Here is a 21,878-nt window from a genome sequence, read left to right on the forward strand (position 1 = left end):
CAACAGAAAAATGGCTATCTTCCTGACCAAGGACAACAAGGTCATCGTCCAGGGCATCACCGGCGGCGAGGGCACCAAGCACACCGCACTGATGCTCAAGGCCGGCACCAACGTCGTGGGCGGCGTGAACGCGCGCAAGGCGGGAACCACCGTCTCGCACACCGACAAGGACGGCAACGCCATCGAGCTCCCCGTCTTCGGCTCCGTCGCCGAGGCCATGGAGAAGACCGGCGCCGACACGTCGATCGCGTTCGTGCCGCCGGCGTTCTCCAAGGACGCCATCGTCGAGGCCATCGACGCCGAGATCCCGCTCCTGGTGGTCATCACCGAGGGCATCCCCGTGCAGGACTCGGCGTACGCCTGGGCCTACAACGTGGAGAAGGGCCAGAAGACCCGCATCATCGGCCCGAACTGCCCCGGCATCATCACGCCGGGCGAGGCCCTCGTCGGCATCACGCCGGCCAACATCACCGGCACCGGCCCCGTCGGCCTCGTGTCGAAGTCGGGCACGCTGACCTACCAGATGATGTACGAGCTGCGCGATTTCGGCTTCTCCACCGCCATCGGCATCGGCGGCGACCCGGTGATCGGCACCACCCACATCGACGCCATCGAGGCGTTCGAGAAGGACCCCGAGACCAAGGTCATCGTCATGATCGGCGAGATCGGCGGCGACGCCGAGGAGCGCGCCGCGGCGTACATCCAGGCCAACGTCACCAAGCCCGTCGTGGGCTACGTGGCCGGCTTCACCGCTCCCGAGGGCAAGACCATGGGCCACGCCGGCGCCATCGTCTCCGGCTCGTCGGGCACGGCCGCCGCGAAGAAGGAGGCCCTCGAGGCCGCCGGCGTCAAGGTGGGCAAGACCCCTTCCGAGACCGCCGCTCTCGCCCGCGAGATCCTGAAGTCGCTGTAACAGTAGCGTATTCGGTCCACGACCCCGCCTCCCGTCAGGGAGGCGGGGTCGTCCCGTTTCCGGGGTCGACGGTGCCCGACCGAGCGCTGGGATGTCGGCCCCAGCGGCGCCGGTCCGGCGTGTCGAGGGGTCGGCGCCGGTCAGGCGGACACCTCAGCGGGTCCCACGGATACGGTCTCCACGCGGCGGAACGCCAGGTACAGCACCAGGGCCGCCGCGGCCAGCCCCGCGCCGAGCAGGCAGCACCCGGTCCAGCCGGCGACCGGCCACAGCGCAGCCGTCGCTGCGGAACCCAGTGTGCCGCCGACGAAGAAGGTGCCCATGAACACCGCGTTGATGCGGCCGCGCGCCTCGGGCCGGAGCGCGTAGATCACCGCCTGGGACGTGTTCAGCACCGCCTGCTGCCCGGTGCCGAGCACCACCAGCCCCACGATCAGCGCGGGCAGACCGCCGGCGCCGTCGGCGAGGAGCATCGCGCACCACGCGATCGGCTGCGCGATGAGGCCGGCCGCCGTGAGCACCGTGCCGTGCCCGCGATCGACGATCCGGCCGATCACCGGCCCCGACAGTGCGCCCACCGCGCCGAGCAGCCCGATCGTGCCGATCGCCGTCGGCGTCCACCCGAACCGGGGGCCCGCGAGCAGGAAGGTCACCGCCGCGCCCTGTACCACGAACGAGGCGAGGGAGAGGGCGGCCAGTACGGACCGCAGCCGGACCGCGGGGAACTCGCGGACCAGCGCGATCATCGACGCCAGCAGGCCGCGGTAGCGCGCGGCGGTGAGCCCCGGCCGGTCCGGGTCGCGCCGCGGCATCGTCCGTGCCAGCCCGGCGGCAGCTGCGAGGAGCGTTGCCGCGAGGACGAAATAAGGGGTGCGCCAACCGAACGCGTCCGTGAGCACCCCGGACAGGAAGCGGCTCAGGAGGCCACCGAGGATCACACCGCTCATCACCACGCCGACCGCGTGCGCCTGTTCACGCGGCCCCGCGAGCTCGGCGGCGTAGGGCACGATCACCTGTGCGCCGACCGCCGTGACGGCCGCGAGCGCTGACGCCACGAGCAGTACCGCTCCGGTCTGCGCCGCGCCGGCGACGACGAGCGCCGCGGCCGTGAGTGTCAGCAGCGCCAGCGCCAGCGGGCGGCGCCGCACCACGTCCGACATCGGCACCAGCAGGATCAGCCCGGCCGCGTAGCCGGCCTGCGCCACCGTCACGAGCAGCCCGGCCGTCGTGTCCGACATGCCGAACCGGTCGCGCAGCAGGTCGAGGATCGGGTAGGCGACGTACAGGCTCGCCGCCGAGAGGCCGGTGGCGACGGCCATCAGGCGGAGCAGGCCGGGGCCGGCGGTCGCGACGCGGGTCGTGGTCATGTCCTCCACTCTCGCCGAGCCGCGACCATCAGTACAACGTATTGTTTCGATGAAATGATCTACCAGGAAGATGATCGATGGAGTTGCAGCAGCTGCGCTACGTCATCGCGGTGTCGGAGACCCTGAACTTCACCCGCGCCGCCGAGCGCTGTCACGTGGTCCAGTCCGCGCTCAGCCACCGGGTCGCCGCGCTCGAGAAGGAACTCGGCGCGCGCCTCTTCGACCGCACCAACCGGTCGGTCCGGCTCACGCGCGCCGGGGAGGCGTTCCTCCCGCAGGCGCGGGCCGCGCTCGCCGCCGTCGACCGCGCTGCTGACGAGGTGGCCGCCACGACGGGCGCGGTGCGCGGCACCGTCACCGTCGGGATGATCCCCACCTTCACCGCGTTCGACGTGGTCGAGGTCCTGCGCGCCTACCGCGCCGCCCACCCCGACGCGGGCGTCCGGCTGCGCAGCGGCCCCAGCGAGCACCTCCTCGAGGACGTGCGCACGGGCACCGTCGACCTCGCGCTCCTCGGCGTGCCCGACGGATTCTCCACCGCGGGCGTCGTCGCGCGGCGACTCTCCGTCGACCGGCTCGTGCTCGTGGTGCCCGAGTCCGAGGAGGTCGACGGTCCCCTCACCCTCGCGCAGGCGGCCGAGCGCCCGTTCGCCGACTACCCGGCCGGCGGCGCCGGGCGCGCCGAGACCGACCAGGCCTTCGACCGGGCCGGGGTACGGCGCACCGTCGCCTTCGAGGTTGACCGGTCCGAGACCATGCTCGAGCTGATCGCCGCCGGGCTGTGCGTCGGGACGGCCGCGCGCGAGACCGTGCCCGACGGTGCCGGGCTCGCCGTCGTGCCACTCGTCGACGGCCCGACGCGGTCGCAACTGCTGGTGCACTCGAAGCTGCTCAGTCCGGCGGCGAGAGCGCTGTTGACCGTCGTGGATCAGCACTCTGCATGAGGTGAACCGGATTGACGTCGGAGTTCGTGTATAGGGTGGTGGCGTACTGGCCCGTGGGGCCGACGTCGACCTTCGGGGAGAAGAACATGACCTACTCAGGTGGAGGGTACGGGCAGCAGCCGGGCCAGGGGGGCTACGGGCAGCCGGACTACTCGCAGCAGGGCTACGGCCAGCAGGGCTACGGCCAGCCCGCGCAGCAGCCCCAGCAGGGTTACGGCCAGCAGGGCTACGGCCAGCCGGCGCAGCAGCCCCAGCAGCAGGGCTACGGGCAGCAGCCTCAGGGTTACGGCCAGCAGGGGTACGGCCAGCAGCCGGACTACTCGCAGCAGGGCTACGGCCAGCAGGGTTACGGCCAGCAGTACGGCGGCTACCCGCAGCAGCAGGCCGCGCCCTCCAAGCCCCTGGACCTCGCGCTGATCGCGTCCATCGCCACTGCCGCGCTGGGTGTCATCACCTTCCTGCTGGGCTTCCTCGAGTTCACGTCCCTCGGTGGTCAGTACAGCTCCAAGACCATCGAGTTCAACGGCTTCAGCACGCCGGGCGCCACGGGTCTCGGGTTGGCCCTCGCCGCGGGCGTCGCGGGTGGGCTCAGCCTGATCTCGAAGGGCAACACCGGCCGCACCCCCGCCGCTGCGCTCGCGTCCGCTGCGTTCCTGATCCTGCTCTTCGGCGCTTTCGCCTGGAACGATGAGCTGTACGGCGATCTGTCCTACGGATTCTGGATCGCGCTGGTCTTCGCGCTGCTCACCGCGGCCGCTGCCGTGGTCCTCGTGCTGATCGACGCGGGCATCGTCAAGAACCCCGCCGCAGTTGCAGCCGCCGCTGCGGCGAGCGCCTCGGCGGACGCGTCCGCGACCGCCGCCCCGTCCGCCGACGCCGCGCAGGCGCCCGCCGCGGAGCAGCCCGCCGTCTCGTCGCCGTCGCTCCCCGCCGCGCCGTCGGCGCAGGCGCCGTCCGCGCAGTCGCAGTGGCCGAGCTACGGCGGCTACCAGGCGCCGGCCCCGTCGGGCTACCAGGCCCCGGGCGCACCGTCGACGCCGTCCGCTCCGGCCGCTCCCGCGGCCCCGGCCACCACGGGCTTCCAGGCCCCGGGTGCGTCGGCGGCACCGTCGAACCCCGGCGCCTCGGCGTCGCCCGACGAGGTGACCACCGCGTTCGGCCAGTCCGCGTCGTCGTCGGCCACCCAGGCCTTCGGCAGCCCCGCCACCCCGCAGCACGGCTCGCACTCCACCGAGGGCGAGAACAAGCAGGGCCAGTAGTCCCTGCCTGCGGCGCGCCTGAGCCACTATCCGACGCTGCGATGTCACAGTGGTGAAGATGATGGATTCAGCGCGCGCCGCCGGGCCGGGCCCGAGCGAGACCCGGCCGCTGTTCGTGATGGCCTTCGGGCCGTCGCTCGTGACCCTCCTGATCACGTTCGTGGTGGGAGCGGTCGTTCTAATCACCTCGTCGACCGGCCTCGGGGCCATCGCCCCCGCCGTCGCCGGGCTCTGGCTGGCCGTGCACCAGGTGCCGGTCACCATCAGCGACATCACGCTCGGCGTGCTTCCGTTGGTCCCCACGATCGCGCTGGTCGCGGGCGTCGCGCGCGCCGCGCGTCGCGCCGGCGGCGAGGGACGCCCGCTCGCCGAGCTGCGCTCGGTGCTGCTGTGCGCCATCGCCGGACCCGCCCTCTTCACCGCCATCGCGCTGGCCGTCGTCAACGACGCCGCCGGGCGGTTCACGATCGGCACGCCGCCGCCGCTCACCGCGTTCCTGTGCACCATCGGCGTGCACCTCGGCGCCGCCCTGCTCGGCCTGGCACCCGCGTACTGGCGCGACGCCGCCCACTTCCTGCACCTGCCCACCTGGATCGACGACTGCGCCCGGCTCGCGGGACGGGCGCTGCTCACCTTCGGGGCCGTGGGCCTCGCGATCGTCGTGGTCCGCCTGGTGATCCGCTGGGAGACGGTCTTCGAGCTGGTCCGCTCCGGCAACGACGCCGTCGGCATGATCTCCCTGGTCCTGCTGTCGCTGCTGTACCTGCCCAACGTGGTGATCGGCGCCGCGGCGCTGCCCCTGGGCGCCGGTGTCCAGCTGGGCCCGATCTCGATGAGCCTGTTCTCCGCGGCCCCCGGCCGCGCGCCCGGCGTGCCGATCCTCGCGGTCCTGCCCCAGGGACCGTCGCCCTGGTACCTGCTGCCCCTGCTCGTCGTCCCCGCCTTCGTGGCGGTCCGGGTGGGCCGACGGTGCGCCGCCCGCTCCCTCGACCTCGGGCCGACGGTGACCACGGTCGCCGTCACCGCGCTGCTCACGGCAGCGGGCTTCACCGCGGCCGCCTTCGTCGCAGGTGGGGAGCTCGGCGGGTTCGGCTACGCGGGCGCGGACCTGCTGCAGGTGTTCCTGTTCACCCTGGGCTGGGTCGGCCTCGTCGGCGTCCTCGCCGCCCTCGTGCTGCAGCAGGCGGGGGAGTCGCGCGCCGTCCGCGCCGCGCGCCGGGCGGAGGAGGAGGCACCGTCGGGCTACACCACGTACGCCGACGAGCCCGATGTGATCGACGACGGCGCCACGGTGGAGATCGAGCCCGCGCAGCGGGGCGATCACGACGGCGACCGGGCCGGCGACCCGGACGACGACCTGCGCGAATACGACGAATCCGCGGCCGATACCGGGGACTTCGACGCCCTCGCCGAACAGCCGACCGAGGAGGTCCGGCCCGTGTCCCGGCCGGCCCGGCGGGCGACCTCGGCGCCGGCCGCGTCGAAGCGGGAGCGGAACATCGCGGACATCGAGGAACTCGACAGTTACACCTTCGGTCAGTAGGCCGGACCCGGCGATCGGTAGGCCGGATCGAATCGTCCGGACCGGCCGATTAGGCTGGACGCGAATCGTCCCCCTGCGATGGAGAGCATCCTGACCACCCCCAGCCCCTCCGTGGTGTCGCCGTGTGCGCCCGCCCGGATCGTCGTGCTGGCCTCCGGCACCGGTTCGCTGCTCGAGGCACTGCTCGCGGCGTCGTCCGGCCCCGACTATCCGGGGTCCGTCGTCGGTGTCGTCGCCGATCGGAGCTGTCGGGCGCTGGAGGTCGCCGGGCGGGCCGGGGTCGAGAGCGCCGAGGTGCCGCTGCAGGCCTACGCCGATCGCGCCGAGTGGGACGCCGCGCTGACGGCCGCCGTCACCGAGCTGGAGCCGCACCTCGTGGTGGCGGCCGGCTTCATGAAGATCCTCGGCCCCGCGTTCCTCGCCGCGTTCGGCGGGCGCGTGATCAACGCGCACCCCGCGCTACTGCCCGCGTTCCCGGGCGCCCACGCCGTTCCCGCAGCCCTCGAGCACGGAGTCAAGCTCACCGGCTCCACCGTGCACCTCGTGGACGCGGGGCTCGACACCGGACCGATCCTCGCTCAGGAGGCGGTCGCGGTGGAGGCGGGGGACACCGAGGACACCCTGCACGAACGGATCAAGGTCGTGGAGCGCCGGCTTCTGACAGAGGTCGTCGCGGAAGTCGCCCGCCAGGGCTACCGCGTGGATGGACGAAAGGTCACCATTTCATGAGCAGCAACATCCCGCTCAAGCGCGCGCTGATCAGCGTGTACGACAAGTCGGGTCTGGTGGAACTCGCCACCGGGCTCGCCCAGTCGGGCGTCGAGATCGTCTCGACCGGCTCGACCGCGCGCACCATCGCCGACGCCGGCGTCGCCGTGACCCGCGTCGAGGACGTCACCGGCTTCCCCGAGTGCCTCGACGGCCGGGTGAAGACCCTGCACCCGAAGATCCATGCCGGCATCCTCGCCGACACCCGGCTGCCCGAGCACCTCGAGCAGCTGCGCGAGCTGGACGTCAAGAAGTTCGAGCTGGTCGTCGTGAACCTCTACCCGTTCACCGACACCGTCGCGTCCGGCGCCTCCGAGGACGAGTGCATCGAGCAGATCGACATCGGCGGACCGTCGATGGTGCGGGCCGCCGCGAAGAACCACCCGTCGGTGGCGGTCGTCGTCTCGCCCTCCGACTACGGCGACGTGGTCGACAACGCGCGCGTCGGGTTCTCGCTGGAGCAGCGGAAGGCGTTCGCGGCGAAGGCCTTCCGGCACACCGCCGACTACGACGTGGCCGTGGCCTCGTACATGACCAATGTCGTCGCGCCCGAGACCGTCGACGGGGGCGCCGTGACCTTCCCGTCCTGGATGGGTGGCACCTGGACCCGTGAGGCCGTGCTCCGCTACGGCGAGAACCCGCACCAGGGCGCGGCGCTGTACGTCGGCGGCTCGAAGGCCGGGCTGGCGCAGGCGCAGCAGCTGCACGGCAAGGAGATGAGCTACAACAACTACACCGACGGCGACGCCGCCTGGCGCGCCGCGTACGACTTCAACGAGCCGGCCGTCGCGATCATCAAGCACGCCAACCCGTGCGGCATCGCGATCGGCAAGGACGTCGCGCAGGCGCACCGCAAGGCCCACGCGTGCGACCCGGTCTCGGCGTACGGCGGCGTCATCGCCGCGAACCGCGAGGTCAGCCTGGAGATGGCCGAGCAGGTGTCGGAGATCTTCACCGAGGTCATCATCGCGCCCTCCTACGCCGACGGTGCCCTGGCCGTGCTGCAGCGCAAGAAGAACATCCGCGTACTGCTCGCCGAGCCGCCGGTGCTGACCACCGAGATCAAGCAGATCACCGGCGGCCTGCTGTTGCAGCAGTCCGATGCGATCGACGCCCCCGGCGACGATCCCGCCAACTGGTCTCTGGCGTCGGGGGAGCCCGCCGACGAGGCCACCCTCGCCGATCTCGAGTTCGCCTGGCGCGCCTGCCGAGCCGTGAAGTCGAACGCGATCCTGCTGGCGTCGCGCGGCGCATCCGTGGGCGTGGGTATGGGGCAGGTCAACCGCGTCGATTCGGCGCAGCTGGCCGTGACCCGCGCGGGTGATCGGGTGCTCGGCTCGGTGGCCGCGTCCGACGCCTTCTTCCCCTTCCCCGACGGTCCGCAGATCCTCATCGACGCGGGCGTGAAGGCGATCGTCTCCCCGGGCGGGTCGATCCGCGACAAGGAGGTCATCGCGGCGGCGGCCGAGGCCGGCGTCACGATGTACTTCACCGGAACGCGCCACTTCTTCCACTGATCCCGGGCGGACCGGTCGAGGGATTCCGGCCGGCCGGATGCTATCCGGCCGGCGGTGGTGTGCGGGTGATCCGACCCGCGAGCGGGTTGCCGGGGTCCTCGTACAGGACCTCGCAGTAGGTCACCGCGGGCGCGGCGAGCACGAGGCCGGTGGCGGGCGCGCACCGGGCGATGTCGGACACCCCGTCGATCCGGCGGGTGACCTGCCACGCCAGGAGGTCGCACGCGATCGTGCGCACCAGACCGCCGCGGTCGGTCCCGGCCGTGTAGCAGGACCCTGCGTGCAGGACCGGGGCGAGGCACATCGAGCCCCAGCCGTACGTGGTGCGGATGGTGCGTGCACCGTCGCGGATGCGGACCCGGGCCGCGGCGGCCGCGTCCTTCTTCCCATCGGGGCACGTCATCGCGGTGACCGGGGTGGTCGTGCTGTGCGCGACGACGACGTAGTTCGCCTGCGCGCCGTCGCACGGCACCGTCGTCGCCCGAGTGGCGCCGTGACCGCCGAGCTGGGCGACGGGGCCGTACGGGACGGAGGCGAGGCACTCACCGTCCGTGGCATCGTCGAAGAACGTGCCCGTCGCGCGACCGTGGTACCAGATCCCGAGCGCGACTCCGACGGCTGCGATCACCAGTACCGTGGCGACGCGCCCCCACCTGCCCATGCGGAGATACTCCCACGTCCGGCGGGAGCGGGGTGTTATCAAGGAATGGAGTGCGCGCCGAGCGGTGCGCCGCGTCCTTCAGGAGAGTGCCGATGACCGTGCCAGCCGAATACCTCCCGTTGCTCGAGGCGGCGGTCGGGCCGATGCCGGAGAAGGCGGAGCTGCCGCTACCGCCGATGGGACTGTCCGTCGACGAGGAGCGCGAACAGCGCAAGCGCGACCTCGCGGTGGCGTTCCGCGTGTTCGGCCGGCTCGGGTTCTCCGAGGGTGTCGCGGGGCACATCACCGCGCGCGATCCCGAGGATTCCGGACTGTTCTGGGTGAACCCGTTCGGCATGAGCTTCAACCAGATCCGCGTCTCGGACCTGATCTGCGTCGATCACAACGGGGTCGTGGTGCACGGCCGGCGTCCGGTGAACCGGGCGGCGTTCGTGATCCACGCGCAGGTGCATGACGCCCGGCCCGACGCGGTGGCCGCGGCGCACGCGCACTCGGTGTACGGCAAGGCCTTCTCGTCGCTGGGGATCCCACTGGCGCCGCTCACGCAGGACGCGTGCGCCTTCTACGACGACCACGGCATCTACGACGACTACGCGGGCGTGGTGAACGAGACGGTCGAGGGCAAGCGCGTGGCGGCGGCGATCGGCGATCACAAGGCCGCGATCCTCAAGAACCACGGCCTGATCACGGTGGGCGGCTCGGTGTCGGCGGCGGCGTGGTGGTTCGTGACGATGGAGCGCTCGTGCCAGGCGCAGCTGGCGGCGATGGCCGCGGGGGAGCCGCAGGAGATCGACCACGAGACCGCGCTGCTGACGCGATCGCAGGTGGGCAGCGACATCGCCGGGTGGTTCCAGTTCCGTCCGTTGTGGGAGCAGACCGTCGCGAGCTCGCCCGACGTGTTCGACTGAACGGGCCGTCGCCGGGGTCATCGGGCGGTCGGAGTCGGCGGGCTCGGGTCGGCGGGCTGGGCGGCGCGGTCGGGGTCGGCGGGGCCTGCGCGGAGGCATGTGTCGACCGTATGGCGATGCGTGGGACGCATGGCCTCTGACCAGCGGGTTCGCTGATCGGTTATGCGTTCCCTGCATACCCCGACCTCGCGATGTTCCTCCAGCGCCGGCTATCCGCGGGTGAGGTCGTCGAGCAGGGAGACGGCGGCGCGGGCGTACTCGCCGATCCAGCGGTCGTGGATCCGCTTGATGGGCACCGGCGCGAGGGTGAGGTGTCGCTCGCGGCCGACCTTCCGCCCGATCACCAGCTCCGCCCGCTCGAGGACCCGCAGGTGTTGGAGCACCGTCGTGCGGTCGAGGTCGGGGAAGTGCGCGCACAGGTCGCCCGTGGTGCGCGGCGACTCCTTGAGCACGTCGAGCATGCGGCGGCGGGTGCCGTTCGCCAGCGCTTTGAAGACCTGGTCATCGGCGTCGTCGTCCGGTGCCATCGCCTGACCCGCCGCGGTGGTGCTCGTGTTTGCTCCCGCCTTCGTGTCCGCCGGCGTGACCGACTCTGCGCCGATACGGCCTCCCGACTCCGCGGCGGGAGTCTCGGGATCGCTCTTGCGGTCGACGTCAGACATGTTGTAGTTTTATCACATGTCCGAACTCGCAGAACTCTCCTTCACCGTTTCCGGCTACGTGGCGCGCCCCACGGCCCAGGTCTACGAGGCCGTCGCCGACCCGCAACAGCTGTCCGAGTACTTCACCACGGGCGGCGCCCGGGGACGGCTGGAGTCGAACACCGAGGTCACCTGGGACTTCGCCGATTTCCCCGGCGCCTTCCCGGTGCAGGTGGTCGAGGCGGATCCGCACTCGAAGATCGTGATCCGGTGGGCCGCGGAGCACGCCGTCACCGGCGCCGACACCACGGTGACGTTCGAGTTCGAGCCCGTCGACGACGATTCCCGCACGCTGGTCACGATCACCGAGTCGGCCTTCGCGGCGAGCGGCGACGGTGCCAAGAGCGCCTTCGGCAACTGCATGGGCTGGACGGGGATGCTCGCCGCGCTCAAGGTGTGGGTCGAGCACGGCATCAACCTGCGCGAGGGCTTCTACAGGTAGCCCGGCGTCGACAATCCTCGCCCGCCCTGACAGTGTGGGGACATGTCGGACAACGCCGTCGCCCTCGCCCGTACCGCCTACGAGACCGTCGAGCCCTTCCACGTCGTCGCGTACTTCAACCCGGGCATCCGGGACGCCGTCGCCGACCTGGGCATCGACCAGCACGCCTTCTACGTGGGCGCCCGGGCCGCCCCGATCGGCGAGGCGCACGCCTCCGTGGTGGCCGCCGCGTTCTACAACTTCGCGCCCACGCTCATCGAGAGCGCCTGGTCCGTGGCCGTCGACGCGGGACTGGCCGAGATCGATGACCGCCGCTACGTCATGCTCGCCGAGCAGTACCGCGGGATCCTGGCCGGCATCGATCCGGCCGAGGTCCGCGCGCTCGCCGAGGGCTTCGGTGACCTCGTCGCCGACCTGCCGCTCGCCGGTCGCACCCTCGCCTCCGCCTGGGCATCGTCGACGGTGCCGGACGATCCGGCCCTCGCCCTCTGGCGCCACCTCTCGGTGCTGCGCGAATGGCGTGGCGACAACCACCTCGCCGAGCTGATCCGGCACGGGCTCACCGGCCTCGAGGCGGGCGTCCTGCACGAGGCGGACGTCCCGGATCCGACGGTGCGCCGTCGGGTCATGGGGCGCAGGTTCTTCCGCATCACGCGCGGGTACAGCGAGCAGCAGTGGGGCGACGCGGTCGCCCGCCTCGCGGAGCGCGGCCTCGTCGAGGGCGAGCTGGAGGAGCACCGCCTGACGGGCGAGGGCATGGGCGTCTACCTCGACATCGAGGCGGGCACCGACGCCATCACCGCCGCCGCGTTCGGACCCGGGTCGGAGGAGCTCATCACCCGGATCCGGCCGCTGACGAAGGCCGTGATCGACGCGGGCGTCATCCCCGGCACCAAGAAGAAGTAGCCCCGCCGTATTCCCGATTTCGCTGCGGGCGTAGACCCTGGGGCGGCGCGGGTCGACCGGCGTAGCGTGGACGGCGTGACTTCCGCACGCTCCGATGCACGCACCGATCGCCGCTCCGACGTCCCCACCGAGCTTCCCGGCACGGTCGGCGAACTCAGGGCCTCCGGCCACGTCTACCGCGGGATCAAGGACGAGCTCCGCAACAATCTGCTCACCGCCCTCCGGGCCGACACGAACCCCTGGGACGGCATCCAGGGCTTCGATGACACCGTCGTCCCGCAGCTCGAGCGGGCCCTGCTGGCCGGCCACGACGTGGTGCTGCTCGGCGAACGCGGCCAGGGCAAGACGCGCCTGATCCGCACCATCGTCGGCCTACTCGACGAGTGGACCCCCGTGATCGACGGAGCCGAGCTCGGCGAGCACCCGTACCACCCGATCACCCCGGCCTCGATCCGCCGCGCACAGGAACTGGGCGACGATCTGCCCGTCGCGTGGAAGCACCGCGAGGAGCGCTACTCGGAGAAGCTGGCCACGCCGGACACCTCCGTCGGCGATCTGGTTGGCGACGTGGACCCCGTCAAGGTGGCGCAGGGCCGCAGCCTGGGCGATCCCGAGACCATCCACTTCGGCCTCATCCCGCGGGCGCATCGCGGCATCGTCGCCGTCAACGAGCTGCCCGACCTGGCCGAGCGCATCCAGGTGGCGATGCTCAATGTCATGGAGGAGCGCGACATCCAGGTGCGCGGCTACACGCTGCGCCTGCCGCTCGACGTACTGCTCCTGGCGTCGGCGAACCCCGAGGACTACACCAACCGCGGCCGCATCATCACGCCGCTCAAGGACCGCTTCGGCGCCGAGATCCGCACGCACTACCCGCTCGACCTCGAGGATGAGGTCGCGGTCATCGAGCAGGAGGCCGACGTGGTCGCCTCCGTGCCGCAGTACCTCACCGAGGTGCTGGCGCGGTTCACCCGCGAGCTGCGCGAGTCGCCCGCCGTCGACCAGCGGTCCGGCGTGTCCGCCCGGTTCGCCATCGCGGCGCAGGAGACCATCGCCGCCGCGGCGCTGCACCGCGCGGCCGTCGGCGGCGAGGAGCTGTCGGTGGCGCGCCCCGTCGACCTGCTGACGGTGCCGGACGTACTGCGCGGCAAGGTGGAGTTCGAGGCGGGGGAGGAGGGGCGCGAGATCGCGACCCTGGTGCACCTGCTGCGCCGCGCCACCGCCGCGACCATCGGCGAGTACCTGCTGGGCGTCGATCTGGGCCCGCTCGTGGAGGCCATCGAGGCCGGCGGGCCGATCGTCACCGGCGACGACGTGACCGCCGCGGCGCTGCTCGCGAACCTGCCGGAGGTGCCGGTGCTCGCGGAGGTCTACCGACGGCTCGAGGCCGAGTCGCCCGGGGAGCGTGCCGCGGCAGCGGAATTCGCGCTCGAGGGGCTGTACCTCGCGCGGCGCATCGGCAAGGAGTCCGACGACGAGGGGCAGACCGTCTATGGCGGATAGTTCGTCTCGGGGAGGGCGGAGCCCACGTCGGGACAAGGGCACGCGGCGCGGGCATCTGGCCCGCTACCGCCGGTACACCGGCGGGCCGGATCCGCTGGCGCCGCCGGTCGATCTGCGAGACGCACTCGACGAGATCGGTCGCGACGTGATGAACGGCGTCTCGCCGCGGCGCGCGCTGCAGGAGTACCTGCGGCGCGGCGGCGAGAACCGGCGCGGGCTGGACAAGCTGGCCGAGCTCGCGAACCGCCGCAAGCAGGATCTGTTGCAGCGCAACAATCTCGGCAAGACCTTCGAGGACGTCCAGAAGCTGCTCGACGAGGCCGTGCTCGCCGAGCGCAAGGAGCTCGCGCGGGCGCTGGACGACGATGCCCGGTTCCAGGAGATGCGGTTGGGCGACCTGCCGCCGTCGGCGGCGCAGGCCGTGCGCGAACTGGGGGACTACCGGTGGCGCTCGCCCGAGGCGGCGCAGAAGTTCGAGCAGATCCGCGATCTGTTGGGGCGGGAGCTGCTCGATCAGCGGTTCGCGGGGATCAAGCAGGCCCTCGAGGGCGCGACCGACGAGGACCGCGCCGCGATCCAGAAGATGCTCGACGACCTGAACACGCTGCTGGACAAGCACAATGCCGGCGAGGCCACGCAGGACGACTTCGACGACTTCATGGCCGAGCACGGCCAGTACTTCCCCGAGAACCCGCGCAACATCGACGAGCTCATCGACGCGCTGGCGCAGCGGTCGGCGGCGGCGCAGCGGCTGTACAACAGCCTCACCCCGGAGCAGCGGGCCGAGCTGGACGAGCTGTCGCAGGCCGCCTTCGGCTCGCCGCAGCTCTCGCAGGCGTTGAACGATCTCACGGGCAAGCTCATGGACGCGCGCCCCGGCGAGGACTGGTTCGGTAGCCAGGAGTTCGAGGGATCCGAGGGCATGGGTCTGGGGGACGCGACGCAGGCGATGCAGGACATCGCCGACTTGGAATCCCTGGCGGATCAGCTGAACCAGCAGTACAACGGTGCATCGCTCGACGACATCGACCTCGAGGCGCTGCAGCGGCAGCTCGGCGACGAGGCGGTGGCCGACGCGCGCACTCTCGCCGACCTGGAGAAGGCGCTCCGCGACCAGGGTTACTTCTCCCGCGACGCCGACGGCTCGCTCCGCCTCTCGCCCAAGGCGATCCGGCAACTCGGCCAGTCGATCCTGCGGGACGTGGCGCACCGTCTGACCTCGCGGGGAGGGGAGCGGAACACAGCCCGCACCGGGGCGACGGGCGAGGCCACCGGCGCGAGCCGGGAGTGGCGGTTCGGCGACACCGAGCCGTGGGACGCGACCCGCACCGTGCTCAACGGGGTGCTGCGGCAGGCCGGTGAGGGACGTTCCGGCGCAGTGCAGTTGGACGCCCGCGACATCGAGGTCACCGAGACCGAGGCCCGCAGCCACGCGGCGGTCGCGCTGCTCGTGGACACCAGTTTCTCCATGGTGATGGAGGGCCGCTGGCTGCCGATGAAGCGCACGGCTCTGGCGCTGCACCAGCTGATCTCGACGCGCTTCCGCGGAGACGACCTGGCGCTCATCGGATTCGGCCGCTACGCGCGCACGCTCAGCGTGGGGGAGTTGACCGGGCTCGACGGCGCCTACGAACAGGGCACGAACCTGCACCACGCACTCCAGTTGGCGCAGCAGCACTTCCGTGCCCATCCGAACGCGCAGCCGGTGCTGCTCGTGGTCACCGACGGTGAGCCGACCGCGCACCTGGAGCGGAACGGCAGGAGAGGAGTCGGGGGGGACTCGGGGGGCGGAGCCCCCCGAGGGGAGGCCTTCTTCGACTACCCGCCGCACCCGCGGACCGTCGCGATGACGGTGCGCGGCCTGGACGCCGTTGCCGCGCAAGGCGCGCAGATCACCGTCTTCCAGCTCGGCGACGACCCCGGGCTCACCCGCTTCCTCACCGCGGTGGTGCGGCGCGTGGGTGGGCGGCTCGTCTCGCCGGACCTCGACGGCCTGGGCGCCGCCGTGGTCAGTGACTACCTGGGCAGCCGCAAGCGGGGATAGCTACTTGATCTTCACCTCGACCCCGCCCCAGAAGGCGAAGCCCTTCACGGTGATCCGGGGACCGGTGGGGTCACCGGTCTGCGGGTTCTTGTGCTCGAAAGCGCCCATGATCCCGACGCCCTCGACGTGCACGTTGGCGCCCTTGGGCAGGATGATCTCGACGCCGCCCATGACGGCGTAGACGTTCAGGGTCACATCGCCCACGAGGAAGGTGGCCTCGCGCAGGTCCAGGTTCACACCACCCCAGAACGCGGTGGCGGTGTGCTCGGGTCCCACGGCGATCGGCCCGCGCACCCGTGTTCCGGACATGACGGCCCACTTGTTCTCGCTCATGCGCGGCACTCCCGCGGGCGCGACCGACGGTGCGCGGTACGCGGGAGCCGCCATCGACGACGGTGCCTGCACGGCCGGAAGGTCGACGACCAACCGGTCGAGGTCCGCGAACGTGCGGGCCTGCACGGCGTTGTGCGACCGCTCCTCGTACTCGGGCAGCGTGATCTGGCCGAGGCCGAGGGCCTCGGAGAGCATCTCCACCACACGGTTGCGGTCGTGATCCGATGCCCGCAGGACGTCGCGGCGCAGGGGTTCGAGCTCGTCGGACATAGCCTCGACTCTAGGCGAAGCGGGTGGGTCCCCGCTGCCGACAGCGAGCCGGCCTCCCCGCTGCAGAGCGGGGAGGCCGGATCGTCGAGGGTGGGGGCGCCGCGTCAGAGCAGGCGGCCGACCACCGGGAGGCGCTTGAGGAGCAGCGCGATGCCGGTGGGCTGATTCTTCTTCGGCGCGGGCTTGTCGGCCTTGGCCACGTCCTTCGACGGTGCCTTCGTCTCCGGCTTGGTCTCGGCCTTGGTGGCCTTGGCCTTCGGGGCGGCCTTCGCGTCGGCCTTGGGGGCGGCCGCGGGCTTCGCCGACTTCGCGTCGATGGAGGCGGGAGCCTTGCCCTTCGACGCGGCGTCCTTCTGCGCGGCGATCGGGGTGATCTTGGCCTCCGAGGCCTTGACCGGTGCCTTCTTGGCGGCAGGCTTGCTCGCCGCAGGCTTCGCCGCAGCGGTCTTCGCGGGGGTGGACTTCGCAGCCGCGGGCTTGGCGGCGGTGCTCTTCGCAGCCGCGGTCTTGGCCGGCGCCTTCGTGGCCGCGGCGGCCTTCGTGGCGGCAGTGGTCTTGGCCGGGGCCTTCTTGGCGGCGGTGCTCTTCGCCGCGGCCGGCTTGGTGGCGGTCTTGGCAGCGGCCGGCTTCGCAGCCGCGGCGGGCTTCGCGGGGGCAGCGGCCTTGGCGGGCGCGGCGGCGGCACCGTCGAGCCCCAGCACGGACCAGGCGTCCTCCCAGGCGGCCACGGCGTCGGCGGTGACGACGAGGTTGGTGTTCGCGGTCAGGGTCTTGCCCGGGTTCTTGCCCTCGTAGCCGGCGGCGAGCTTGCCGACGTGCGCGGCGTAGTCGGCGGCCGAGACGATGGCGATCGGCGCACCGTCGGACAGGTCGACGAGCGCCCACGCGGTGACGGGCGCCTTGGCGACGGCCTCACCCTTGCGGGCCTGCCAGGTGTCGCCGGTGGTGGCCTTGACGCGAAGCGTCTCGGTGCGGCCGGCTGCGGTCACGGTGACGAGCACGGTGCTCCCCTTCGTGGCGACCTCTGCCTTGCCCCCGCGGGCCTGAACGGCAGAGACGAACACCTCGACGGCGCGCTGAGCGGCGGTCTGAGCCATGGGTCTCTCCTGAGTGTGTGGTCGCGGCGCGCCGTACAGCGCACCGCTCGTAGTCTTATTAACCCACGAGTAAGATGCCGAACCCAAGCCGAAACGGGCGTCACAGGCGTAATGTGACCCGGTCGTTCGTCACATCCGTCAGGTGAGGAGAGCCGCGATCAGCATGATCGCCGGTATCGACAGCATCGTCGTGATAAGGCCGGTGTCCCGCGCCAGGATCACGCCGCGGTTGTATCGCAGGCCGTAGACCAGCACGTTCTGTGCCGTGGGGAGGGCGGCGGTCACCGTCTGCGCGAACAGGGCGTGGCCGGACTGGCCGAACAGGAACCGGGACATCGCCCACGCGAGCACAGGCATTGCGATCATCTTGAGCACGGTCGCCAGCGCGATGTCCCGACGGGGCGCCTCGCCCTTCTGCAGCACCCGCACCCCGCCCAGGGACAGCCCGAACACCACCAGCGCCATCGGCACCGACGCGTCGCCGAGCAGTTTCACCGGGCTCATCAACCAGTCCGGCGGGTGCCACCCCGCGACGGAGATCGCGAGGCCGAGCAGCGCGCCCACGACGATCGGGTTGAGCAGGGGAGTGGCGACGGTGCGCCAGATCGGCTGGGTCTTCTCGGGACTGTCCCGGAACTCGGCGACGTCGAGCATGGTCAGCGCGATCGTCGAGTAGATGAGGATCTGGAACAACAGCAGCGGAGCCACGTACGAGGTGTCGTGCAGCACGAACACCGCGATCGGGATGCCCAGGTTCGACGAGTTGACGTAGCTGGCCGCGAGCGCGCCGATCGTGGCGTCGCCCATCGGCCGGCGCCGGAACCCCCGGACGATCACGTAGTAGATCGCACCGATCGCCAGCGCCGACCCCGCACTGACCCACAGTCGCGAACTGAACAGCACCGTCACGTCCGTGGTCGCCAGCGCGTGCAGCAACAGGGCCGGGGTGAGCAGGTAGAACACCAGGAGCGAGAGCTGCTTCTCGGGCTCCTCGCCCAGGACGCCGACCCGGCCGACCAGCCAGCCCGCCGCGATGATGATCGCGATCACGGCGAAGCCGGCCAGCACGGAGGTCACGAGCCAGAAGGTTACGCGACCGAAGTATCGTGCCCGAGGCTGCGCCCGGATGCACGGGACGGGTGGTCCGAACCGGGCTCGTGCGCGGGCGCGGCGATGTATTCGCATCGTGACCCCGCTTGAGCCCGGCTTCGGGAGGCTACTTCGTCGAGTACGGGAGCAACGCCATCTCGCGCGCGTTCTTCACCGCCAGCGCGAGCTGCTTCTGGTCCTGCGGCGACAGCCGGGTCACGGCGCGGGAGCGCAACTTGCCGCGGTCGTTGAGGAAGGTCCGCAGGTACGTGACGTTCTTGTAGTCGAGGGCACCGTCGGGCACGCGGACGAGGCCGCGGCGCGTGGCCGGGGTGCGCACGGGCCTGCGTGCCATCACCAGCTCGACTTCCGGACGCCGGGCAGCTGACCGTCGTGCGCCATCTGCCGGACCCGGACGCGGGACAGGCCGAACTTGCGCAGATGCCCGCGGGGCCGGCCGTCGGCGGCGTCGCGGTTGCGCACGCGCGTGGCCGACCCGTCGCGGGGCAGCTTCGCGAGCGCGCTCACGGCCGCCGCGCGGTCGTGAGCCGAGGTCGACGGGTGCGCGATGACCCGCTTGAGCTCGGCGCGGCGCGCGGCCCAGCGCGCGACCAGAACCTTCCGCCGCTCGTTCGCGGCGATCTTCGCGACGCTCGCCATCAGCGCTCCTCGCGGAAGTCGACGTGCTGCCGGACCACCGGGTCGAACTTGCGCAGCACCATGCGGTCGGGGTCGTTGCGACGGTTCTTCCGGGTCACGTACGTGTACCCCGTGCCGGCGGTGGACCTGAGTTTGATGATCGGTCGGATCTCGTTGCGGGCCATTTACAGCTTCTCCCCTCGGGACAGGATGTCGGCGACCACGGCGTCGATGCCGCGGCGATCGATGGTCTTGATGCCCTTCGTGGACACCCGGAGCGTGACGGTGCGTCCGAGCGAGGGCACGTAGTAGCGGCGGCGCTGGATGTTCGGGTCCCAGCGGCGGTTCGTGCGCACGTGACTGTGCGAGACCCGCTTGCCGAAGCCGGGCGCTCGGCCCGTGACCTGGCAGTGTGCGGACATGGTCCTCCTTCTTGCGAACAGTTGTCGATAAGGTAACGTACTAGAAATGGGAATCATTTCCAACAGAACTCCGGTCCTGCTCCTCACCGGCTTCGGAGGGCAGGAGCGCGCCCTCGATCTGGCCGAACCCGGCACCGTCGTCGTGCACCACGATCTGTCCGGCCTCCGCGAGGGGATGGTCGTCCGGTCGGAGTCCACCGTCCGGCCCGACGGCACCGCCGAGGAGCGCGTCGCTCTGCTCGAGCTCGCCCACGGCTGCGTCTCGTGCACGCTGCGCGAGGACATACTGCCGCTGCTGCGCACCCTGCACCGCCGGGCGAGCGTCCGGCGGATCGTGGTGCGGCTCGACCCCACCCTCGAGGCCGACGCGCTGCGGCACGCGATCGAGCACGTCGTCGTCGAGATGGTCGGCGGCGTCTCCGCGCCCGCGGCCCGCGACGTCGAGGTGGTCGGGACGATCGGTTTCGTCGACGGCGCGACCTGGCTCGACGACGCCCTCGGCGAGCAGGAGCTCGGTGAGCGGTTCGCGGTGCTGGACGACGACGAGCGCACCGTCGCCCAGCTGGCCGTGGGGCACGCGCAGAACGCGGACCTGCTGGTGGTGACCGGCGACAGTCCCGACCCCGCCCGCCTGCGCGCGGTGCTGCGCCGCCTGGCGCCCGGTGCGCCGATCGCCCGCGAGCGGGCGCCGCTGGCCGGCCTGCTCTCACGGCTGGGGGCCCCGCGCGCGCCGATCGAGCCCTTCGGGCCGCTGCTCCCCGGCTGCCCGCCCCTCGAGCCCGACGGCGACGTCTGCCTGGTCGAGTTCAGCGCGCGCCGGCCGATGCACCCCGGCAGACTCCACGAGGCCATCGACGCGCTGCTCGACGGGGTGGTCCACGCGCGGGGGCGGATCTGGATCGCCACCAGTCCCGACGATGCCTTCTGGCTCGAGTCCGCCGGGGCGGGGCTGCGCGTCGGCGCGGCGGGCCCGTGGCTCGCCGCGGGCGGCCAGGGGAGTCCCGACCGCTGGGCGATGGCGTCCGCCGGCTGGGATGAGGCCTACGGGGACCGTCGGACCGACCTGGTGGTGCTGGTCGCCGGGGCCGACCCCGTGCGCGTCGCCGAGACGCTGCGCTGGGCCGAGCTGACCCCCGCCGAATTCGCCGCCGGGCCCGGCGAGTGGGCGCTCTGGCACGACCCGTTCGGCGCGATGCACGCCGACCCGTGCGAGGACCTGGCCCCCGACCCGGCGGCCGGGACACGAGAAGACGAGGAGATGTCATGAAGCAAGGAATCCACCCGGAGTACCGCCCCGTCGCGTTCCAGGACGCGTCGACGGGGAAGGTCTTCGTCACCCGGAGTACGGCGACGTCGGCGCGGACCGTCGAGGTCGAGGGGGAGACCTATCCGCTGATCGTCGTGGACGTCACCAGCGACTCGCACCCGCTGTGGACGGGCAAGCAGCGGCTGGTCGACACGGCCGGACGCGTGCAGAAGTTCGAGGAGAAGTACGCGCGTTTTGGCGGGCGGGCTGTTCGGCGGTAGACTTCTGTGCTTGTGACGTTGGAAGCCTTCCGGGCTCGCGTCGAGAGCTTTTTTCGTCAAGACCGATAGGAAGAATCATGGCTGTACCGAAGCGCCGTATGTCGCGGGCGAACACGCATGCTCGCCGCTCGCAGTGGAAGGCGAACAACCCCGAGCTGCAGGCCGTGCAGGTCGGCGGCCGCACCCACCTGGTTCCGCGTCGCCTCGTGCGCGCCGCGAAGCTGGGCCTGGTCGATCTCGACCGCCGCTAAGAACTGATCTTTCCCCAAGAGCGGGTCGGCCTGGTGCCGGCCCGCTCTTGAGGTGTATGCAAGCTCGTTAGGGGGGTTCCGTGCTGCTGGCGGTGCTGAACTACGCGGGCATCGCGGTGTTCGCGGCGTCCGGCGCGCTGATCGGCGTCCGCAAGCGGCTCGACCTGTTCGGCGTCTGGACGCTGGCCGCGCTCACCGGCGTGGGCGGCGGCGTGGCGCGCGACGTCCTGCTCGGCATCCACCCGCCCGCGTCCTTCCAGGGCTGGGAGAACCTCACCACGGCCACGATCGCGGCCGCCTTCGTCTTCGTCTTCCACCCGCAGTTCGGGCGGCTCAAGCTGTCGGTGGTCGTGCTCGACGCGATCGGCATGGGCGTGTTCTCCGCCGCCGGCGCGCTGACGGCCCTGCACCACGACGCGTCGCCCTTCGCCGCCGCGCTCATCGGCATCACCGCCGCGCTCGGTGGCGGCGTGCTGCGCGACATCCTCGTCAACGAGGTGCCGCTGCTCATCCAGGAGCGCGATCTCTACGCCATCCCCGCGCTCACCGGCGCCGGCGCGACGGTGCTCGCCTCGTACTGGGGCGCCACCGACGCGCGGTCGCTCGTGGTCGGCGCCGTGCTGGCCACGGGTTTCCGGCTCCTCGCCCTGTGGCAGGGGTGGAGCGTGCCCCTCGCGCCGGAGAACGTCGCGCACCGCTTCTACCGCGGGTGCCGCCGGATGCTCCGGCGCTGACGGTCCGGTGTCTCCGGGCCGCCGGGTGGCGCGGCTCCCG

The 21,878-nt window shown here is 71.6% G+C and carries 25 protein-coding genes; 15 read left to right on the forward strand and 10 right to left on the reverse strand.

What is annotated here, in order from left to right; translation table 11 throughout:
• Nucleotides 1-10 precede the first annotated feature (10 nt).
• Complete coding sequence (gene sucD, locus AXK60_RS22740) at nt 11-913, forward strand: succinate--CoA ligase subunit alpha (RefSeq protein WP_068574764.1); 903 nt, start codon at nt 11-13, stop codon at nt 911-913.
• A gap of 140 nt (nt 914-1,053) precedes the next feature.
• Here the strand turns inward: sucD and AXK60_RS22745 are convergent, their stop codons facing one another.
• On the reverse strand, nt 1,054-2,280 hold the full coding sequence (locus AXK60_RS22745; RefSeq protein WP_068982594.1) for an MFS transporter: 1,227 nt from the start codon (nt 2,278-2,280) through the stop codon (nt 1,054-1,056).
• A 77-nt stretch (nt 2,281-2,357) separates the two neighbouring features.
• On the opposite strand from AXK60_RS22745, the gene AXK60_RS22750 reads away from it, so the two are divergent.
• The 5 genes from AXK60_RS22750 (at nt 2,358) to purH (ending at nt 8,311) form a co-directional block, all read left to right on the forward strand.
• A complete protein-coding gene (locus AXK60_RS22750) occupies nt 2,358-3,224 on the forward strand; it encodes a LysR family transcriptional regulator (protein ID WP_068574767.1) in 867 nt (288 codons plus the stop codon).
• A gap of 86 nt (nt 3,225-3,310) precedes the next feature.
• Entirely contained in the window at nt 3,311-4,483 is a 1,173-nt protein-coding gene (locus AXK60_RS22755; RefSeq protein ID WP_139058086.1) for a DUF5336 domain-containing protein, read from the forward strand.
• Nucleotides 4,484-4,541: 58 nt separating this feature from the next.
• Nucleotides 4,542-6,026: a cell division protein PerM gene (locus tag AXK60_RS22760; protein ID WP_139058087.1), complete on the forward strand. Its 1,485-nt coding sequence runs from the start codon at nt 4,542-4,544 to the stop codon at nt 6,024-6,026.
• 78 nt (nt 6,027-6,104) lie between these two features.
• Complete coding sequence (gene purN, locus AXK60_RS22765) at nt 6,105-6,755, forward strand: phosphoribosylglycinamide formyltransferase (protein ID WP_068574773.1); 651 nt, start codon at nt 6,105-6,107, stop codon at nt 6,753-6,755.
• Nucleotides 6,752-8,311: a bifunctional phosphoribosylaminoimidazolecarboxamide formyltransferase/IMP cyclohydrolase gene (gene purH / locus AXK60_RS22770; protein ID WP_068574775.1), complete on the forward strand. Its 1,560-nt coding sequence runs from the start codon at nt 6,752-6,754 to the stop codon at nt 8,309-8,311. Before purN ends, purH begins: the two co-directional genes overlap by 4 nt.
• A gap of 40 nt (nt 8,312-8,351) precedes the next feature.
• Here purH and AXK60_RS22775 read toward each other — a convergent pair whose 3' ends face one another.
• Nucleotides 8,352-8,972, reverse strand: coding sequence for a hypothetical protein (locus tag AXK60_RS22775; protein WP_068574777.1), 621 nt, complete (start codon nt 8,970-8,972; stop codon nt 8,352-8,354).
• A 143-nt stretch (nt 8,973-9,115) separates the two neighbouring features.
• Here AXK60_RS22775 and AXK60_RS22780 point away from each other — a divergent pair, with 143 nt between their 5' ends.
• Nucleotides 9,116-9,880, forward strand: coding sequence for a class II aldolase/adducin family protein (locus AXK60_RS22780; protein ID WP_231855657.1), 765 nt, complete (start codon nt 9,116-9,118; stop codon nt 9,878-9,880).
• Between the two features lie 209 nt (nt 9,881-10,089).
• Here the strand turns inward: AXK60_RS22780 and AXK60_RS22785 are convergent, their stop codons facing one another.
• Nucleotides 10,090-10,542, reverse strand: a complete 453-nt coding sequence (locus AXK60_RS22785) for an ArsR/SmtB family transcription factor (protein WP_231855644.1) — start codon at nt 10,540-10,542, stop codon at nt 10,090-10,092.
• Nucleotides 10,543-10,558: 16 nt separating this feature from the next.
• Here AXK60_RS22785 and AXK60_RS22790 point away from each other — a divergent pair, with 16 nt between their 5' ends.
• The 4 genes from AXK60_RS22790 (at nt 10,559) to AXK60_RS22805 (ending at nt 15,476) form a co-directional block, all read left to right on the forward strand.
• Nucleotides 10,559-11,023, forward strand: coding sequence for an SRPBCC domain-containing protein (locus AXK60_RS22790; RefSeq protein WP_068574780.1), 465 nt, complete (start codon nt 10,559-10,561; stop codon nt 11,021-11,023).
• Between the two features lie 42 nt (nt 11,024-11,065).
• Nucleotides 11,066-11,929, forward strand: coding sequence for an SCO6745 family protein (locus AXK60_RS22795; RefSeq protein WP_068574783.1), 864 nt, complete (start codon nt 11,066-11,068; stop codon nt 11,927-11,929).
• A gap of 75 nt (nt 11,930-12,004) precedes the next feature.
• The gene (locus AXK60_RS22800) at nt 12,005-13,432 is read left to right on the forward strand and encodes a sigma 54-interacting transcriptional regulator (protein WP_068575306.1); all 1,428 of its coding nucleotides are present in this window, start codon (nt 12,005-12,007) and stop codon (nt 13,430-13,432) included.
• A complete protein-coding gene (locus AXK60_RS22805) occupies nt 13,422-15,476 on the forward strand; it encodes a VWA domain-containing protein (protein ID WP_068574784.1) in 2,055 nt (684 codons plus the stop codon). Before AXK60_RS22800 ends, AXK60_RS22805 begins: the two co-directional genes overlap by 11 nt.
• Here the strand turns inward: AXK60_RS22805 and AXK60_RS22810 are convergent, their stop codons facing one another.
• The 7 genes from AXK60_RS22810 to rpmB all read right to left on the reverse strand — a co-directional run bounded on the left by AXK60_RS22810 (nt 15,477) and on the right by rpmB (nt 19,326).
• Entirely contained in the window at nt 15,477-16,079 is a 603-nt protein-coding gene (locus AXK60_RS22810) for a DUF1707 SHOCT-like domain-containing protein (protein ID WP_068574786.1), read from the reverse strand.
• Between the two features lie 104 nt (nt 16,080-16,183).
• Complete coding sequence (locus tag AXK60_RS27230; RefSeq protein ID WP_068574788.1) at nt 16,184-17,176, reverse strand: hypothetical protein; 993 nt, start codon at nt 17,174-17,176, stop codon at nt 16,184-16,186.
• A 138-nt stretch (nt 17,177-17,314) separates the two neighbouring features.
• Nucleotides 17,315-18,253 carry an AEC family transporter gene (locus AXK60_RS22820; RefSeq protein ID WP_068574790.1) on the reverse strand — a complete coding sequence of 313 codons (939 nt, stop codon included), beginning with the start codon at nt 18,251-18,253 and terminating at the stop codon, nt 17,315-17,317.
• A gap of 139 nt (nt 18,254-18,392) precedes the next feature.
• Nucleotides 18,393-18,620, reverse strand: a complete 228-nt coding sequence (rpsR, locus tag AXK60_RS22825; protein WP_068574792.1) for a 30S ribosomal protein S18 — start codon at nt 18,618-18,620, stop codon at nt 18,393-18,395.
• Nucleotides 18,620-18,925 carry a 30S ribosomal protein S14 gene (rpsN, locus tag AXK60_RS22830; protein WP_068574794.1) on the reverse strand — a complete coding sequence of 102 codons (306 nt, stop codon included), beginning with the start codon at nt 18,923-18,925 and terminating at the stop codon, nt 18,620-18,622. Before rpsN ends, rpsR begins: the two co-directional genes overlap by 1 nt.
• Nucleotides 18,925-19,089 (reverse strand): 50S ribosomal protein L33, encoded by a 165-nt coding sequence (gene rpmG, locus AXK60_RS22835; RefSeq protein WP_068574796.1) that lies wholly within the window; start codon nt 19,087-19,089, stop codon nt 18,925-18,927. Before rpmG ends, rpsN begins: the two co-directional genes overlap by 1 nt.
• Nucleotides 19,090-19,326, reverse strand: coding sequence for a 50S ribosomal protein L28 (rpmB, locus tag AXK60_RS22840; protein ID WP_068574798.1), 237 nt, complete (start codon nt 19,324-19,326; stop codon nt 19,090-19,092).
• Between the two features lie 55 nt (nt 19,327-19,381).
• Here rpmB and mrf point away from each other — a divergent pair, with 55 nt between their 5' ends.
• The 4 genes from mrf to AXK60_RS22860 all read left to right on the forward strand — a co-directional run bounded on the left by mrf (nt 19,382) and on the right by AXK60_RS22860 (nt 21,838).
• Nucleotides 19,382-20,593 carry a ribosome hibernation factor-recruiting GTPase MRF gene (mrf, locus tag AXK60_RS22845; protein WP_139058140.1) on the forward strand — a complete coding sequence of 404 codons (1,212 nt, stop codon included), beginning with the start codon at nt 19,382-19,384 and terminating at the stop codon, nt 20,591-20,593.
• Complete coding sequence (locus AXK60_RS22850) at nt 20,590-20,853, forward strand: type B 50S ribosomal protein L31 (RefSeq protein ID WP_068574801.1); 264 nt, start codon at nt 20,590-20,592, stop codon at nt 20,851-20,853. Before mrf ends, AXK60_RS22850 begins: the two co-directional genes overlap by 4 nt.
• 77 nt (nt 20,854-20,930) lie before the next feature.
• Nucleotides 20,931-21,104, forward strand: coding sequence for a 50S ribosomal protein L32 (gene rpmF / locus AXK60_RS22855; RefSeq protein WP_013127873.1), 174 nt, complete (start codon nt 20,931-20,933; stop codon nt 21,102-21,104).
• A gap of 80 nt (nt 21,105-21,184) precedes the next feature.
• Nucleotides 21,185-21,838, forward strand: a complete 654-nt coding sequence (locus AXK60_RS22860; protein ID WP_068574803.1) for a trimeric intracellular cation channel family protein — start codon at nt 21,185-21,187, stop codon at nt 21,836-21,838.
• Nucleotides 21,839-21,878 lie beyond the last annotated feature (40 nt).

Origin of the sequence: Tsukamurella pseudospumae, from assembly GCF_001575195.1 — a bacterium.
GTDB lineage: Bacteria > Actinomycetota > Actinomycetes > Mycobacteriales > Mycobacteriaceae > Tsukamurella > Tsukamurella pseudospumae.